Source organism: Liberiplasma polymorphum (genome assembly GCF_043951795.1).
In the GTDB taxonomy this organism is placed as follows: domain Bacteria; phylum Bacillota_I; class Bacilli_A; order Izemoplasmatales; family Izemoplasmataceae; genus Liberiplasma; species Liberiplasma polymorphum.
In genome coordinates, this window is record NZ_JBIOAG010000014.1 from 19619 (window position 1) to 34200 (window position 14582).

At 33.7% G+C, this 14582-nt stretch carries 14 protein-coding genes and 5 tRNA genes; 3 read left to right on the forward strand and 16 right to left on the reverse strand.

The features are described 5' to 3' along the window. Window positions 1-38: 38 nt before the first annotated feature. The 3 genes from ACHAJD_RS04715 to ACHAJD_RS04725 form a co-directional block, all read right to left on the reverse strand. Window positions 39-121 (reverse strand) — tRNA-Leu (locus ACHAJD_RS04715). 7 nt (window positions 122-128) lie between these two features. Then, window positions 129-203 (reverse strand) — tRNA-Gln (locus ACHAJD_RS04720). A gap of 8 nt (window positions 204-211) precedes the next feature. Continuing rightward, window positions 212-287, reverse strand: a tRNA-His gene (locus tag ACHAJD_RS04725). A 237-nt stretch (window positions 288-524) separates the two neighbouring features. On the opposite strand from ACHAJD_RS04725, the gene ACHAJD_RS04730 reads away from it, so the two are divergent. Then, a complete protein-coding gene (locus ACHAJD_RS04730; RefSeq protein ID WP_435584719.1) occupies window positions 525-2471 on the forward strand; it encodes an LTA synthase family protein in 1947 nt (648 codons plus the stop codon). Window positions 2472-2502: 31 nt separating this feature from the next. On the opposite strand, the gene ACHAJD_RS04735 is transcribed toward ACHAJD_RS04730, so the two are convergent. The 12 genes from ACHAJD_RS04735 to ACHAJD_RS04790 all read right to left on the reverse strand — a co-directional run bounded on the left by ACHAJD_RS04735 (window position 2503) and on the right by ACHAJD_RS04790 (window position 12927). Beyond that, window positions 2503-3204, reverse strand: coding sequence for a TMEM164 family acyltransferase (locus ACHAJD_RS04735; protein ID WP_435584720.1), 702 nt, complete (start codon window positions 3202-3204; stop codon window positions 2503-2505). 61 nt (window positions 3205-3265) lie between these two features. Further along, entirely contained in the window at window positions 3266-4120 is an 855-nt protein-coding gene (locus ACHAJD_RS04740) for a DegV family protein (RefSeq protein WP_435584721.1), read from the reverse strand. Window positions 4121-4130: 10 nt separating this feature from the next. Continuing rightward, window positions 4131-4751 carry a PAQR family membrane homeostasis protein TrhA gene (trhA, locus tag ACHAJD_RS04745; protein ID WP_435584722.1) on the reverse strand — a complete coding sequence of 207 codons (621 nt, stop codon included), beginning with the start codon at window positions 4749-4751 and terminating at the stop codon, window positions 4131-4133. An 88-nt stretch (window positions 4752-4839) separates the two neighbouring features. Continuing rightward, complete coding sequence (locus tag ACHAJD_RS04750; RefSeq protein ID WP_435584723.1) at window positions 4840-5856, reverse strand: glycosyltransferase family protein; 1017 nt, start codon at window positions 5854-5856, stop codon at window positions 4840-4842. Window positions 5857-5878: 22 nt separating this feature from the next. After that, window positions 5879-6529, reverse strand: coding sequence for a cyclodeaminase/cyclohydrolase family protein (locus ACHAJD_RS04755; protein WP_435584724.1), 651 nt, complete (start codon window positions 6527-6529; stop codon window positions 5879-5881). Next, window positions 6526-7797 (reverse strand): imidazolonepropionase, encoded by a 1272-nt coding sequence (gene hutI / locus ACHAJD_RS04760; protein ID WP_435584725.1) that lies wholly within the window; start codon window positions 7795-7797, stop codon window positions 6526-6528. The genes ACHAJD_RS04755 and hutI overlap by 4 nt, the downstream gene beginning before the upstream one ends. Before the next feature lie 4 nt (window positions 7798-7801). Beyond that, a complete protein-coding gene (gene ftcD, locus ACHAJD_RS04765; RefSeq protein WP_435584726.1) occupies window positions 7802-8767 on the reverse strand; it encodes a glutamate formimidoyltransferase in 966 nt (321 codons plus the stop codon). Window position 8768: 1 nt separating this feature from the next. After that, window positions 8769-10805, reverse strand: a complete 2037-nt coding sequence (gene hutU / locus ACHAJD_RS04770) for a urocanate hydratase (protein ID WP_435584727.1) — start codon at window positions 10803-10805, stop codon at window positions 8769-8771. Beyond that, complete coding sequence (gene hutH, locus ACHAJD_RS04775) at window positions 10787-12307, reverse strand: histidine ammonia-lyase (RefSeq protein ID WP_435584728.1); 1521 nt, start codon at window positions 12305-12307, stop codon at window positions 10787-10789. The genes hutU and hutH overlap by 19 nt, the downstream gene beginning before the upstream one ends. A 161-nt stretch (window positions 12308-12468) precedes the next feature. Continuing rightward, window positions 12469-12543 (reverse strand) — tRNA-Trp (locus ACHAJD_RS04780). Between the two features lie 5 nt (window positions 12544-12548). Beyond that, window positions 12549-12632, reverse strand: a tRNA-Tyr gene (locus tag ACHAJD_RS04785). A 106-nt stretch (window positions 12633-12738) separates the two neighbouring features. Further along, complete coding sequence (locus ACHAJD_RS04790; RefSeq protein WP_435584729.1) at window positions 12739-12927, reverse strand: heavy-metal-associated domain-containing protein; 189 nt, start codon at window positions 12925-12927, stop codon at window positions 12739-12741. A gap of 138 nt (window positions 12928-13065) precedes the next feature. Here ACHAJD_RS04790 and ACHAJD_RS04795 point away from each other — a divergent pair, with 138 nt between their 5' ends. Further along, on the forward strand, window positions 13066-13380 hold the full coding sequence (locus ACHAJD_RS04795; protein WP_435584730.1) for a thioredoxin family protein: 315 nt from the start codon (window positions 13066-13068) through the stop codon (window positions 13378-13380). Between the two features lie 17 nt (window positions 13381-13397). On the opposite strand, the gene ACHAJD_RS04800 is transcribed toward ACHAJD_RS04795, so the two are convergent. Further along, on the reverse strand, window positions 13398-14114 hold the full coding sequence (locus ACHAJD_RS04800; protein ID WP_435584731.1) for an acyl-[acyl-carrier-protein] thioesterase: 717 nt from the start codon (window positions 14112-14114) through the stop codon (window positions 13398-13400). Window positions 14115-14195: 81 nt separating this feature from the next. Between ACHAJD_RS04800 and mgsA the strand changes: the two genes are divergently transcribed. Further along, window positions 14196-14567 (forward strand): methylglyoxal synthase, encoded by a 372-nt coding sequence (gene mgsA, locus ACHAJD_RS04805; RefSeq protein WP_435584732.1) that lies wholly within the window; start codon window positions 14196-14198, stop codon window positions 14565-14567. Window positions 14568-14582 lie beyond the last annotated feature (15 nt).

The following is a 14582-nucleotide window of genomic DNA, read 5'->3' on the forward strand; positions in this document are numbered from 1 at the left end:
AAAAAGACATCGCTTAACCAATGTCTTAGGTTTTAAAATGGTGCGGGTGACAGGAATCGAACCTGCACTCCGAAGAACTAGATCCTAAGTCTAGCGCGTCTGCCAGTTCCGCCACACCCGCATTTTAATGGCTGGGCTAGGTGGATTCGAACCACCGATGTCGGAGTCAAAGTCCGATGCCTTAACCTCTTGGCCATAGCCCAAAATAATATGGGGCGACTGATGGGAATCGAACCCACGAATGCTGGAGCCACAATCCAGAGTGTTAACCACTTCACCACAGCCGCCATATTAACTTGATTTTGAGACTATTAACATTGTATGCAATAAGACTATAATTGTCAAGTCATAAATACACATTTTATCTAAGTCAAGTAATACCTTATTGTATTGTTGGAAATAAAGTCTATATATAGTATAATATATATACGTATAAACCTGAAAGGCGGGTGATGATTTTGACAAGCAAATCACGAATAATCAACAACTTTAAATCATCCTCAATTCTTTTAGGAGTCTTTATTATGGTTATTTTGTTTTTAGAAATAACTTTTAAAACTCGTTTATTATATTTTGAGTTTAGAGTTAACCAGATATTTAATATGGACTTCTTACGCAATATATTATTTACAATAACATACGGATTATTTGTTTTAATGTTTCTAAAACTATTCCGACCAAATACTGTTAAATACATGTTTATTGTGTTTACGCTTTTGTTGGTTGTTTTATATTTTTCTCAAGACATCTACTTTTTAATATCTAATAACTTTTACTCCTTTGCCATTTCAGGAGAAATCGCAAAGGGATTTACTTTCTTTTATAGACTTCCTCAAAGTTTAACCTGGAGTCATATTTGGTACTTAGTCCCTATTATAACAATGTATTTAATCTTAAGAGATGAAAAAATAAATAAGCGATCACTGTTTAATATTCGTTACACAAAGATTACTCAACCCTTCGCGATTGCATTTTTAGCCTTCTTAAGTTTATTTATATCGGTTCAAACAATTAGTTCATATAAAAATCCTGACGATATTTACGATTTTTCTGATTACGATTTATATATACAGCCCGTTGTCCCACACACTGCAATGCGTAAATTTGGTGTAATTACTTATGCTCGTATTGATTTACAAAATGCTATTATTAGAGATCGTGAACCCTCTGAAGTTTCAATGGATGAGTTAGTTAAACAATATTTTGCGGAAAAAAACCCTCATGAAATAAATGAAATGACTGGTGTATTTGAGGGTAAAAACTTAATCATGATTATGGCTGAATCATTAGATACTTATGCGATTGACCCTATAATGATGCCTAACTTAAGTGCAATAATTAATGAAGGTTGGACGTTTGATAATTTCTATGCACCACTTTATTACCGAAATACTGCGGATACAGAGTTTATGGTGCAAACAGGTTTTTATCCAAATAAAAGTATTCAATTAAGTATGTTATCTTATTTAGATAATACCTTCCCAAATACTTTCCCACGATTATTTGAACAAGCGGGTCATACACCGATTGCATTCCATAATTTCAGTGATCATTTTTATCCCCGTGCACTATTTCATCCAACCGCTTTAGGTTACCATGCCTATTACAGTGATGAAGGATTGGAATTAATTACCCCACCTAACAGTGAACGTGAGGCACGTGGACATTATTGGCATAGCGATCTTGAAATGATGCAAAACGGTTTACCAATTTTATTAGAAAATGAAAATTTCTTTGGATATTTCTTAACCGTTACTGGTCATTTACCTTATGAAGCTGCACGTCATGATTTTGCTTTAGAACACGCTGATCATGTTCGACTATTGCTTGAACTTGATGGTCGTGAAGAGGTTGATGAAAGTATTGTTTATTATCATGCCGCTCAATGGGAATTCGATTTAGCTATAGGATATCTTATGGATTATTTAGAACAAGAAAATGTACTAGATGATACGGTTATTGTTATATTTGGTGATCATTATGCTTATGGTTTAGACCGTGATGTCATTTGGGACTATGATACTGTTAAAAACCCTGAGACCATGTTAAATATTCATAATGTACCACTCGTTATTTATACACCCGGCTTAGAAGCACAAAGCTTTGATAATTTCTTTGCAACAGTTGATTTGCTCCCTACATTATCTAATATGTTTAACTTAAACTTAAATTACCAACAAATTATGGGTGAGGATGCATTCAATAGCGTACAAAATACAATTTTATTTTCTTCTACTAGTTTCTTAACAGAAACTTACTACTATGAAGTAGAAAGAGATATCTTCAGATACTTTGGTAGTGAAGATGAGCCTACGGTTGATTATAGACCATATATTGGACAAATGTTCCATAGAATCAATGTTAACAACTATGTATTAAACAATGATTATTTTTCAGAATTCTACGGAACTAGGGAGTTCATCATAGAAATTTTTAATTATAAAGATGAGCGCTACTTTTGGCCAGATTAAAAAACCTATCACAAAATGTGACAGGTTTTTTTTATATGATAACCGATTCTTCTTTTTGTCTTAGTTGATATTTCAATGTCATAAAATAATACGCATTAAATACAATATAAACGGCTATGGTGTGAATAATCGCAAACCAAAACGATGTCAATCCTGGTAACAATACATGTAAAACCGCTTGATTAGTTAAGTAAAAGTAGTCTGCTTGTAAATAGTTATTAAACGGGATAAACCCAACCAATACTATTCCAAACGCAACAGTCGCATAATTCACTTGTTTGTAGGTTGGTTTATAACCTTGAATACGTATTAAGAAAAATGGAGTGCCTGCAAGAATATAGTGGTCGATGAAGAATGTTTCATTTAATAAGGCAATGTTTTCAATATTACCATTTGGAAAGAAAACAGCAAATATACCGGTTGATCCCCAGAAAAACAATAATGGGTGAAGTCTTTTGTTTGGGTAAAACATATAATATAACAAAGCAAGTGCTGAAATACGACAGATAAAAAAAGGTAATGATTCTTGCGTTGTGAAAGTCCCCATAATTAGCGGATATATATAGCGGGTAAATTGAGTATATATAAGTATAATTGTAATAAAGATCCAAATGAGTTTCTTGTATCTAACAATAAATGTTTTCTTTTTAAAAACTAAATATATAGTAAATAATGTAATAAAGTTATAGATTAGATAGATTATATAAGGATTCATAAAATTAAAATAAAGCATAACTCGCCTCCTATCTATCATGATTATACCATGATAAAAAAAAATAGGCATTAATTAATGCCTATTCAAAGAACCAAGAAAGTCCAAATCCTTTAGGACCTACATGGATAGAAAATACAGGCCCAAGGTAGTCTTGAACTGTAAGTGCGACGTTTTTAAAGTTTTCTTTAATGAGTGCTTCAACCGCTGTTAAATTCTCAACTGAATCTATTTGAATCAAACGAATGTGAAGTTTTTTCTTTTCTCCAAAATTTGGATCGTTTTTAATTTCATCAATGAAAAATTGATGAAGTTTTTTATGTGTACGCTCTTTATGATAAAGTTTTAGTTTACCCTCAACAATTTTAATAACCGGTTTAACTTTTAATACCGTCCCGATCATAGCTTGTGTTTTTGATAATCTTCCACCTTTTTGAAGTGAGAACAAGTTTTCTACTGTAAACATTAAATAGGTTTTATCAAATAAGCCATCCATACGTTTAATAATCGCTTCGAAGGATTTACCTGCTTTAATCATCGATACAATTTCCATTGCAAGTAACTCATTCCCATAAGCTGCATTATTTGAATCAAATACATAAACATCATCAGGATTTTTCATCATATTCTTAGCTAAAATTGCACTTTGATAGGTCCCGCTAAGTCCTTGGCCAATGGTTAGTACCAATACTTTTGTATTACCTGCTTTAAATGATTCTTCGTACGCTGTTACAAATTCAGATGGCGAAGGTTGAGAAGTAGTTAAGCGCGCTTTTTCATCTTGTCTTTTAAAAACAAAATCATTATCAATTTCTAATTCTTTTAGTGTTTCATCTCCATCAATGACATTGAGTGAGACAACTTGAATTTTGTTATCTTTTAAAAATTTTTGCGGTAAATAACATGTGCTGTCTACTATAAAACCAATTTTTTCCATACAAATCTCCTTATAATAAATTATATATAGCTAAAAAGTGAAATATTGAACCTGAAAGTACAAATAAGTGCCAAATAAAATGTGCGTATTTGAATCTGTTAATGTAGAATACTACACCTGCAGTATAACTTACTCCACCAATAATTAGAAAGTATAATGCACTTTGAGGAATAACTTCATACACATTTGGCCAGATTGCTACTATGCTCCATCCCATTAATAAATACATGATTAAATGTAAAACGTGGTATTTTGTTACCCAAATTGACTTAAGTGTAATTCCGATTAAGGCTATTAGCCATAAAACGGTTAATAGTGTGTAACCTGCTCTTGTAGGTAATAATATAATCACAAATGGTGTATATGTTCCTGCAATTAATATATAGATTGCACTATGGTCTAGTCTTTGAAATACTGCAATCACACGCTTCATACTCGGTGGAAACGAGTGATAAAGTGTGCTTGATAAATACAGTAAAATTAGGCTGATACTAAATATTAATGTCCCAACTAGTGTATTTGTGTCATGAGCATTATAGATTAGTACGATTAAGGCAGATACTGATAGCAAGACACCAATGCCATGACTGATTGCGTTTGCGATTAGCTCACCGAGTGGATGTTTATTCATGAGTTTACTCCTTTAAAATACTTATATATAAACGGTAACAAATATTACTCTATCTGTCAAGGTAATTAAGTAAAAAGAGCTAGTAAAACTAGCTCTTAAACAGGTGTATGAGATTCGGTAAATATTTTTGATGGAAAACATATCGATCATCTTCTAATAAATAATGAATTTCTTTATCTAATTTTTTAAGTTTAGTATTTTTCATTAATTCATCGTATTCTTTCATCATTTGAATGTATACAGCATACCATAACTTATAATCTTCTGTTCTTGCAAAATGCTTAATACTACGATGCTTCATTTGCCATGGTTTTAATCCTGCATAATGAATTCCTCTTAATACATCAAGTAATGGATACCCATTAAACGAAGAGTACTTTAGGTCCATATTATGCCATTTACCACTCATTTTAGCTGTAATATATTGCATTTCTGGCCATGGATAATTACTAATTTCTTTTTGTGTAGTTACTTGATTAACGTCATTTAAAATTTCATCATATAAATCCATAGTTGGCTCAAATAAATATAATGCTGCATTCATGCCCATATTTTGATAATCTGTTTTTACACGATCGGTAATTTCTTTTGGAATGCGTGTTCCCATAGGATATTTTTCATATACACGATGCCAAATCCATGTTCCATCAACATATACTGAATCTGGAATAATATATTTACCATCGTGATATTCCATACAATACTCTTTTTTCTCATTAATAACACCCGCCGGTGCAGGAAGTGTAAATAAAGTATCATAATCTCTAATTGGAAGCAAATCAGCATCCGCAATAATGATTTTTTCGTAAGCTTTTCCTAAGTCGCCATCTTTACCTAATCGTAAAGCATTAAATCTTGTGAATAAGAATGGACGATCTTGTCGTTCGTGACGTTCTTTATGTGGAACAAAAATTTCTGCTAAAGAAATAACATCATCAAATAAAACTTTTAAGGCTTCAATTCCATTTTGTGATACCTGTTCAGAAACTATACATATTATATCGGCAGTTGTTTCTTGTTTTCTTAGTCCATAAGCAAAAACAAGCGCCCCAGGAATAAAAGAATCGTTTCTCATCACAAAGGTCACAAACGCATTTTTACTCATTGTATCAATCCCATCATATAATTTAAATTCCAGCTTTTAAGCTTTGATGAACTTCTGTTAAAACGTCTTCTTTAAGCGATTTCCCTTCTTTAATCAACGCATCTACCTTATGCGTAAAATCTTGTTTCATCGCTTCATCACTTAAGCCTGAAAGGTTTATTAAAATATTTAAACAAGCCCCTTCTAGACCAGCATATAACATTAAAGCACTTACCCCGACATCAGATAATGCATTTTTATTTCCATAAGTACAAATCGCCCCAATTTTACGTAAAGCTTCTAAGGCTATATTAGCGATGGATTCTGGAATTTCAATGGCTTTTAATGTTGCTTGTTCAACTGCTTTAGTACGCTTCTTAATTTCAGAGTCTGTATCTTTTGGTAATCGATAGGCTTCCATAATCGCATTAAATGCATCGGTATCTCTATCAACTAAATCAATAAGTTTTAACTCGAGTGTTTTTACTGATTCATGTGCATCAATAATTTTTTCTTGAATGGCTTCATCTAGTTTTTGAAATTTTTTCTTTGGTATGGTTAAGTGACCCACCATTCTAATTAATCCAACGCCCATTGAAGCAGCCACTGCACTGACACTTCCACCCCCAGGTGCTGGTGAGGCAGAATCCACTTCTGCTACAAATTCTCTAACACTTAAATCTACAAGTTTCATTGGGTTTCCTCCTTGTATAATTGTTTATCTTTTACGACTAGTTTACCGGCTTTAAAAACATGTTGTACATGACTAGTTGCAAAGTGATATAGTACATAAGGCCAGTTCGGCGCATCATAGATAACTAAGTCTGCCGCATAACCTTTTGAGATTATCCCTCTATCTGATTCTCTACCTGCAGCGAAGGCTGCGTTAATTGTTGCTGCTGTGAGAATTTCAAATGGACTCATCTTAAGGTGAATAGCTGCTAAATTTAATGTAAACAAGAAATTTTCACTTGGACTACTACCAGGATTATAATCACTTGCTAAAGCTATGGCAATATTACGGTTAATCATTTCTCTTACTGGTGCATATTGACTATTTAAATAAAACGAAGTACTAGGTAATATTGTAGCGATAGTATGACTGGAAGATAGCGCCACTAAGCCTTCTTCATTAATTGCCATTAGATGATCTGCACTCGTTGCTCCTAAGTCGCAAGCTAGTTTAACACCACCTAAGGCTTTAATTTCATCTGCGTGTATTTTTACTTTAAAGCCTTGTGTAATGGCTTCTTTTAATAGGTTTTCACTTTCTTCTTTTGTAAATGCGCCATCTTCGCAAAAAACATCTACGAACTCTGCTAAGCCTTCTTTTTTAACTTTCGGTAACATATCTTTGACTAACTGTATAAACGCTTCTCGATTATCTTCGTAAAGTTTTGGTATGGCATGGGCACCCATAAATGTTCCAACAATATCTATAGGATGATCTTCATTTAGTTTTTTTTGTACGGTTAATTGTTTTATTTCTGTAGCTTCCTCAAGACCATATCCACTTTTACCTTCAACGGTAGTAACTCCGTTTAGTAACATGATGTTTAGACTTTTATAGGCTTGTTGATATAAGGCTTCTTCACTTGCTTGTTGGGTTGTTTTAACTGTACTGTGTATGCCTCCGCCTTCTTTTAAGATATCTAAATATGGCACACCACGCATTTTCTTTTCAAATTCATATTCTCTACTACCTGCATGGACAATATGCGTGTGCGCATCAATTAAGCCTGGTGTAACGAGTTTTCCGTCAGCATCAAATAATATTGTATCATGATTTTTATACCGATCAAAATCACCAATGCCAACTTCAATAATTTTATCATCTTTAATCGCAATATAGGCGTTTTCAAGTTGAATGACATCATTCATAGATGGCCCTTTTAAGGGGTTTCCCACGTTTTTAGGTGTTAATAAAGTGCCAATGTTATATACGATAAGACTAGCCTTCATAAAATCACTCCATATTGGCTTCAATAATTTTAAGTGTATCAAAGTCTCTAAATTTTAAATACTCTTTTGCAAATGCGGTAATTTGCTCAATAGTAAGCGGTTGTGCATGCTTAATATTATGTACATCAAAATAATATTCTAACGATCTAAGAATTGTATCTTTTGGAATTAGTCCTACGATTTCTGTATTAGGCACTTCAACATGTTCACGTTTCGCTTCCATGATGACTGTTTCAAAGATACGGTAGATAGGGTTTTGTTTATAGTTTAAAATATTCATCGTGACTTGTACATGTTTTCTTTCATTTAAATAAACGGGACCTGCTTGTATATGTTTAAATCCACCACTTGAACCACGAATCGCTTTTGCGATTCTTTTAGCAACTTCAATATCTTCTGTAGCCAAGTCAATATTGTAGGCAATTAACGGCATACGCGCACCAACACCTGTAACGCCCGCTGTTGGATGAATTTCAGGATTTCCATAGTCTGGATGCCAGTTTTCTTCTTTTATTTTATCTTTCATTCCTTCAAACTCGCCTTTGCGAATTGATGGTAAACTTTTTCTATCCGCTTTTTTTGCAGCTTCGGCATACATGAATACAGGAATATTTAGTGTATCACTAATGAGTTTGCCCATTTCGTTAGCAATTTCTGCACATTCTTCCATGGTAATATTTTGAATTGGTATGAAAGGCACCACATCAGTTGCGCCCATACGGGGATGTTCCCCTTTTTGCTTGTTCATGTCTACATGTTTAGTTACTTTAGCCATAAACTTAATCAACGGTTCAATCATTGAAGATGGGTCTCCTAGTAAGGTTACTACTGTGCGATTATAATCTTTATCTGGCTCATAACTGATTAGTTTGAATCCTTCTTGATTCTTAAGTGGTTCTACAATTTTATCAATAAGTTCTAAATCTTTTCCCTCAGAAAAATTAGGGACACATTGAACAATACGTTTCATATTAGTAGCCTCCTTTAATGTAATGTTTTTTAACTAATTTCTTAAGACGATCTTCATCGGTCAGGTAAGGTAAGGTAATATGACCGTCTTTTTTATCATTAAATATAGCACTAGTTTCTATAGCGTGTGGATTTCTAGCCCAAGCTCTTCTTGACACACCGCCCATAACATCCCATAGCATGGCGCTTTTCAATATCTCATCTGTTTGATTACTTCCATCTAATACCATACCATAGCCACCATTAACTGCTTTTGAGATACCAACACCACCGCCATTATGTAGTGCAACTAAACTCATTCCTCTAGCAGCATTTCCAGCAAATATATGGGTAGCCATCTCACTCATAATATTAGAACCATCTTTAATATTTGAGGTTTCTCTAAATGGTGAATCAGTCCCACCTGTATCGTGGTGGTCTCTTCCTAACATAATTGGTCCGACTTCGCCATTTCTCACCATATCATTAAATTTTAAGGCGATATTCATACGACCCCAAGCATCTTGATATAAAATACGCGCTTTTGTACCCACAACGAGGGCATTTTTCTTAGCATCTTTAATCCAATTGTAATTATCTAAATCTTGGAAACGTCTATTGGGGTCTATAGCATCCATTGCGGCTTTATCTGTTTTATCTAAATCTTCATTTTTTCCAGATAAACAGACCCATCTAAACGGCCCATACCCGTAATCAAACAGTACAGGGCCCATAATATCTTCTACGTAACTTGGCCATATAAAGCCATCTAAGTCGTTTTTCTTATTCTTACATATTTCAACAACACCAGCATCAAAAACGGCTTTCATGAAGCTATTACCATAATCAAAGAAATAAGTCCCTTTTTTAGTTAATGCTAAAATTGCATGGTAATGTCTAACAAGACCTTCTTTAACTTTCTCAATAAATTGTGCCTGATCTTCTTTTAACAATTTAGTACGTTCTTCAAATGATAAACCTTGTGGTGTATAACCACCATCATAAACATTGTGACAACTTGTTTGATCACTTAACAATTCGATATGAATATCATGGGAAACGGCGTATTCTAGTAGTTCTACTACATTACCATGATAAGCTAAACTCACACCTTTTTTCTTATTTTTATAGTAAGAGGCGCGTTCAAAAGCTTCTTGGGGTGTCTTTGTAACTTCATCTACCCATCCTTGTTCATAGCGGGTTTTAATACGAGATAAATCAACCTCAGCGACTAATCCAACCCCACCTGCTATTTTTGTGGCTTTTCCTTGTGCGCCACTCATACCACCAAGTCCACTGGATAGAAACAAAACCCCAGCTAAGTTTTGATCGTTCGGTATTTGTAATTTACTTCTTCCAGCATTTAGTAGTGTAGAATATGTTCCATGAACAATGCCTTGTGGTCCAATGTACATCCAACCACCTGCAGTCATTTGACCGTAATTAGCTACACCTAAACTTGCCGCACGGTTAAAGTTATCTAAATCATTATATAGTCCAACCATTAATCCATTAGTTAACATCACTCTTGGTGCATGTTCAAATGATTTAAAAATTCCAAGGGGATGGCCAGATATGATGACTAATGTTTCATCTTTTTTTAGAACCTGCAAATATTTTTTAACAAGTTGATACTGCATCCAGTTTTGAAAGACTTGTCCTGTTTCTCCGTACGTCACTAGCTCATATGGATATAAGGCAATATCAAAATCCAAGTTATTATCAATCATTACTTGGAAGGCTTTCCCTTCTAATGTATTTGCAACATAAGCATCTATAGACTTTCCTTTAATCAGCGACTTTGGTCTAAAACGATAGCCATAAATTCTACCATAGGTTAATAGTTCATCTAAAAATTCTTCCTCTAATCGTTCATGCCAATTTTCCGGAACATATCTTAATGCATTTTGAAGAGCTAAAACGACTTCATCTTCAGTTAAGTTCAAGTTTCTTTTTGGTGCTCTTCTTATACCTTTTTCAAATGCTACTTTATTTGGTAATGTTGGAAAAATATCAGCTAATGTAAACAGTTGATGCGCTTTTATGAATGTATTATCCATGGATTTCCCTCCTTATAGAATTTATTTTCTTTAATTAGGGTTTCGCAGCTAACAATATAAGGGTGCATGATAGTATCTTTTTCTATAAATGGTACAAACGCCCTTACCGTTTTATAAACATCTTTTAGGATTGGGCTAAGTCCATCTTTTCCTCTAAAGTCTAGTGCTTGTAAAGCGGTTAATATTTCCATACCAACAACTTGTCTTGATTGTTCTATAACTTTTAGTGCTTTTCTTGCAGAGATTGTCCCCATTGATACATGATCTTCTTGATTTCCACTTGAAGGAATCGAATCAACACTAGCCGGATGGGATAATACTTTATTTTCACTCACTAAAGAAGCAGCTGTATATTGAATAATCATAAATCCCGAGTTAAGCCCTTTGTCTTTTACTAAGAATGGTGGTAAATCTTGATTAAGTGCGGGATTAACTAAACGCTCTAATCTACGCTCTGAAATGTTTGCAATTTCACTTACAGCAATCGCTAGATAGTCCATTGGTAAAGCAATGACTTGTCCATGAAAATTCCCAGCACTAAGCGCTTTTCCATCATCAAATACAACTGGATTGTCTGTGGCTGCATTCATTTCACGTTCTACTTTGTCTTTAATAAATAAAAGTGTATCTAGTGTTGCCCCATGAACTTGAGGTACACATCTTAAAGAATAGGCATCTTGAACGCGTTTATCACCTTGATGGGTCACGTTTTTACTGCCATCTAGTAAATGCAACATTTGCTTGGCGATTTCAATTTGACCTTCTTGATTTCTTATCAGGTGAATCTTTTCATCAAAGACGTCTATAATCCCTTCTAACGCCTCAAATGTTAAGGCTGCAGAGATATTAGCAGTATGGAGAAGATTGAATGCATCATAAAGTGCATGCGCCCCAACACTCGTCATAGCTTGTGTACCATTAATGAGTGCTAACCCTTCTTTTGCCTTTAATGATTCTAGCGGTTTTATATCTGCTCGTTTCAACGCTTCAACCGCCGATAATCTTTCCCCTTTATAAAATACCTCACCAAGTCCAATAAGTGGTAAAGCCATATGTGCAAGTGGTACTAAATCCCCACTTGCCCCAAGTGAACCTTGTTCATAAACAATTGGTGTAATACCTTCATTTAAAAAAGTCACCATTTTCATGACGGTTTCTAATCTTATGCCGCTATAGCCTTTTATTAATGCATTAACACGTAGCAATAACATCCCACGTATAATTTCTTCACTAAAGATATTGCCAATGCCACAAGCGTGACTCTTTAAAAGGTTCTCTTGTAACTGATCAACATCATCACATGAAATACGAACATCGCTTAACTTACCGAATCCTGTATTTATTCCATAAACTACACTTTTACTGTCTATAATTTTTTCTATTGTTTCACGCGAGGTTGTGACTTTATTTTTAGACGCTTCATCTATTTCTACTAAAGCATATCCTCTGGTCACTTTAATAAAGGCTTCTAATGTTAATTCGTTCCCATTTAGTTTAATCATACTAGTCCTCCAGTGTATTGATATCGGTATAATAATATCATAATAAAGGCAAAAATAAAAGCGTTTACATGAAAGTAAACGCTCTATAATCATAAAAAAAACAGCTTATAAATATGCGGGGTTTAAAAGCTGTTTTTTTTACCTAATTAAAGGATATAAATTGGCAGGGGTGACAGGATTCGAACCCGTACTAACGGTTTTGGAGACCGCTGTGCTACCGTTGACACCACACCCCTAGAAATGGTGGAGGGGGACGGATTTGAACCGCCGAACCCTAAGGAACAGATTTACAGTCTGCCGCGTTTAACCACTTCGCTACCCCTCCGAGAATGCGCACCTATTTTGCGCTATCTTATTATATCAAAGCACCCTTTTAAAATCAACCGGTTTTTAAATAAATTTCTTGGTTAAAAAAATAAGCGATTTCTCGCTTATTTTATATCATAACCTTTAGACATTATTAATGATTTTATCGCTTCATCATCTAATTCATTTGAACTGACAATGAGTGCTTTTTCTTCAAGTAATACTTCAAACTTTGAAACACCTGACTCACTTAAAGTGTCCTCAATTCTTTTTTTACAATGATTACATGTCATATTAGAAACTTCATACTTCATGTTATCGCTCCTTTATTGTTTATAGTCTTATAATACAATATTACACCTTTTTTTTCAATTAAACCACGCTATTATAAAGTAATTGTATTGACAAATATAAAATTAGTTTCTATACTAACTATAAAGAGGATGTGACCTATGAAAACAATAATCAATTATAATGAAGTGCAATCCATTTTAAATAGCCCTTTAGTGATGATAGTGGCCAAAACACATTCGTGTTCAACATGTCAAATGATTAATGACCATTTACTTAACCGTGTTCAGTATTTAGATCAGTTTGAACAGTTCCAAATTTATGTAGATGATATAGATCAATTTAGAGGTGAATACGTTATATTTAGTGTACCTACTGTACTTATCTATTCAGAAGGTAAAGAGTTACTAAGGGAATCCAGATTTATTAATATCGATAAAATTAACCGTTTACTAAAAGCCTATTTGGAACAATAAAAAAGCGCATATCGCGCTTATTTTATAAAATATACTGTACAAAATGTATCTTTTCCATTTGTAATATCTGCAAGTAAGCCATTATTTTCAAGGTAGTAGTTAATGAAGAGATTTTCATTGATTAATGCCTCTTTTTTATAGGCTACTTTAATGCGTTTAATTTGAGATGATTTTAATGTATCCTCATCTAAAAAATTGTACGCTAAATCAACGTAATAAGCGTTATTCATGTGTTCATTTACATCGATATGTGTATGCAACACTTGAGTCTTTTTCTGATATAAAAGATTTGATTTGGTTGCTTCTACTTTGTCAAAAGGTAAAGCAACCGGTTCTTGGTGTGCATCTTTAAACAAACTGAGTAATGCTTTATCAGGTTTTACAAGTTCTTTTGTCTTTATATTAATTAGAACAAATTTGGCTTTACCTTCTATTAATAGGGTTCCATTTAAATCCTTAAAGTGATACACCCTATAGCCAAACATACGTTTAAATGAATAAGGTAATGTCCCTATGATTACTTCTTGATCTGCAACTGGCAATTGATGAATAGTTATATCATATTCAACTAATACCCAAGCTAAATCTCTTTTAATATGGTAATCCTCGCCAGCACCATAGCTATCTGCATTGTATTCCATAATATCGTTTAGAAAATGAAATACTTGTCCTATGAGTAAGTTCTTATGTTTATCGGTATAGAAGCGTTCCATTTTATAGTTTTTTTCATACATTTTTATCACCTGTTATATTATAGCACAATAATTTTGATATAAAGTAATGAAAATGGCTTATAATAGTATAGAGGTGGTTCGATGAAAATTGCTTTAATAGCACATGATAAGAAAAAAGATGATATGGTTCACTTCTGTATGAAGTATGTAGAGGTGTTAAGAGGTTATGAACTTTTCGCAACAGGTACAACAGGATCTATAGTTCAACGATCTACAGGATTAAATGTCCACTGTTTTAAATCCGGTCCACTAGGTGGTGACCAAGAAATTGGTGCCCGTGTTGCTAATGGTGAAATAGACATGATATTTTTCTTTAGAGATCCCCTAACAGCACAACCGCATGAACCAGATGTATCAGCATTATTTAGGTTAAGTGATGTATACCAAATTCCACTAGCCTCTAACTTTAAAACCGCAGAGTTATTTATTAAAGCTTTAAAAGAAAAGAACTAGAAATTATTTATTTCT

Coding starts and splice junctions, on each gene's coding strand:
- hutI (WP_435584725.1), bottom strand. CDS start 7,797: ATGAAGGCTAGTCTTATCGTATATAACATTGGCACTTTATTAACACCT.
- hutH (WP_435584728.1), bottom strand. CDS start 12,307: ATGATTAAACTAAATGGGAACGAATTAACATTAGAAGCCTTTATTAAA.
- ACHAJD_RS04755 (WP_435584724.1), bottom strand. CDS start 6,529: ATGAAACTTGTAGATTTAAGTGTTAGAGAATTTGTAGCAGAAGTGGAT.
- hutU (WP_435584727.1), bottom strand. CDS start 10,805: ATGGATAATACATTCATAAAAGCGCATCAACTGTTTACATTAGCTGAT.
- ftcD (WP_435584726.1), bottom strand. CDS start 8,767: ATGAAACGTATTGTTCAATGTGTCCCTAATTTTTCTGAGGGAAAAGAT.
- ACHAJD_RS04730 (WP_435584719.1), top strand. CDS start 525: ATGGTTATTTTGTTTTTAGAAATAACTTTTAAAACTCGTTTATTATAT.
- ACHAJD_RS04750 (WP_435584723.1), bottom strand. CDS start 5,856: ATGAGTAAAAATGCGTTTGTGACCTTTGTGATGAGAAACGATTCTTTT.
- trhA (WP_435584722.1), bottom strand. CDS start 4,751: ATGAATAAACATCCACTCGGTGAGCTAATCGCAAACGCAATCAGTCAT.
- ACHAJD_RS04800 (WP_435584731.1), bottom strand. CDS start 14,114: ATGTATGAAAAAAACTATAAAATGGAACGCTTCTATACCGATAAACAT.
- ACHAJD_RS04790 (WP_435584729.1), bottom strand. CDS start 12,927: ATGAAGTATGAAGTTTCTAATATGACATGTAATCATTGTAAAAAAAGA.
- mgsA (WP_435584732.1), top strand. CDS start 14,196: ATGAAAATTGCTTTAATAGCACATGATAAGAAAAAAGATGATATGGTT.
- ACHAJD_RS04740 (WP_435584721.1), bottom strand. CDS start 4,120: ATGGAAAAAATTGGTTTTATAGTAGACAGCACATGTTATTTACCGCAA.
- ACHAJD_RS04795 (WP_435584730.1), top strand. CDS start 13,066: ATGAAAACAATAATCAATTATAATGAAGTGCAATCCATTTTAAATAGC.
- ACHAJD_RS04735 (WP_435584720.1), bottom strand. CDS start 3,204: ATGCTTTATTTTAATTTTATGAATCCTTATATAATCTATCTAATCTAT.